Source organism: Gammaproteobacteria bacterium (assembly GCA_022450155.1).
Taxonomy (GTDB): Bacteria; Pseudomonadota; Gammaproteobacteria; order Arenicellales; family UBA868; genus REDSEA-S09-B13.
In genome coordinates, this window is the sequence record JAKUQR010000077.1 from 1 (window position 1) to 1,634 (window position 1,634).

Annotated in this window: 1 protein-coding gene; it reads right to left on the minus strand. The window is 52.0% G+C overall.

The genetic code is table 11. From position 1 onward, the window contains the following. Positions 1 to 171 precede the first annotated feature (171 nt). Positions 172 to 1,518 carry a tetratricopeptide repeat protein gene (locus MK323_15430; protein ID MCH2483535.1) on the minus strand — a complete coding sequence of 449 codons (1,347 nt, stop codon included), beginning with the start codon at positions 1,516 to 1,518 and terminating at the stop codon, positions 172 to 174. Between the last annotated feature and the right edge of the window lie 116 nt (positions 1,519 to 1,634).

A 1,634-nucleotide genomic window follows, 5' to 3' on the forward strand; every position in this document is an offset into this window, starting at 1 on the left:
TATCAACTATTCACCCATCAGTCGTGGGTCGTCAGTGTGAATATGAGTTGGAGCTTTACTGGATTGACTTCTACTGAGGACACTGAAAACAGTTTATGAACAGTTCAATGGGAGGCTTAATGGAACTACCGTTGAGACATTATCTCTCTAACACTTTTATACGATTAACTTCTAGTGGGTTTTGATCTTTGCGTTGAAGCGTCGAGTCAGTGGGCTAAACGGCTTGTGTACAGTTCTCTCACTGATCAGATTCGATGCCAACCCAGTGTTATCTGCACGAATTGCCGATTCGATGAGAGTCTGCGTCAGTATGTCGCGCTGTGCGTGACTGCCACCAAAACGATGCGCGATGGTTCGAATCGGCAGTAACAATTCTACTGCATCCTTATAACGTTCTTCTGCAAAAGCCAGAAAAGCGGAGCAGACTGGAATGCCGACTTCGCGGGCCATCCGGCAGGCTGATTCCAGATTGGTTTCGGCTGCTGCCTCAACCGCAGCAAGCACTGTGCGGGCTTCCGCTGTCCGGCCCGCGCCGAGAAATGAAATTAAGGCATGTAGGTCGTTGAACGCGTAGTAGCCGTTTTCCACCGGTGCCTTTCGCGCCCACATGTCGGCGATTCGGTTCCAGCGTTCACCCACATCCACACCCTGCAGGTGCAGCCGCCACAACAGCGCAGTGGCATCCAGCATCTGCAGCGTAACATCTGAATCCTCCGGAATGACCTTTTCGTCGTACAGTCTGACCGCACCGGGAAAATCCTCGTGCTCTATGTGGAACAACGCCAGATGCCACCAGTTGTGGAAAGCTAAGCCATTGTCCGGCGCCCAGTCCTGCTCGCGGGATTGCATAAGATCTTTTCCTTCCTCATAGCGACCCTGCATCTCCATGACATGGGCCAATGCATGTACGCTCCACCCGTCTCGGCGTTCGATTTCTAGTGCTTTGTTGGCGGTTTCCTCGGCCTTATCGTACTGGTTGCATTCTTCGAAGCCGAAAGCCTGCATACCCAGGATGTAGGAGTACCCCGGCACGCTCTCGTGCCAGTGTTGGATCACCCGACCTACGCGATCCCGCAGGTTAACTGCGTCGCCTCGAAAAAAATCCATCAGGTGTGCACACTGGATCGCCATCGCGTCTCTCGGATACCTTGCCAGAACCCGATCCCAGGCAACACAGGCCCGGTCCCAACGACCCTCCAGGCAGTGTCTGGCAGCCGTAATCAGCTCTTTTTCTCGATCATTTGACTTGTGCGCGAGGGACTCAGCGCTCTCGATACTGTGCCTGATTGCTGGGATGTATTGACGCTCGGTCATCATTAACATAGCGCTGGCGTTGAATACGTGACCCATAACAAACTCGGGATCGTTCTCGACCGTCGCAGCAAGGGTTTCGGTAGGGTCACCGAAATAACTCTGAAACTGGTACAAAGCCCTCTCATAGTCTTCCAACGAACTGGGTTTACATTCAGAAACAACCACGCCTCGTGCGTCGGTCTGGGGCGATAGGTTGTGTGTCATTAGATTTGTCTCATTCCGGACGAATAGATCACAAAATAATATCAACTATTCACCCATCAGTCGTGGGTCGTCAGTGTGAATATGAGTTGGAGCTTTACTGGATTGACTTCTACTGA

Bases quoted from the DNA above. Each gene is read 5' to 3' on its own strand.
- MK323_15430 (MCH2483535.1), bottom strand. From the start codon at position 1,518: ATGACACACAACCTATCGCCCCAGACCGACGCACGAGGCGTGGTTGTT.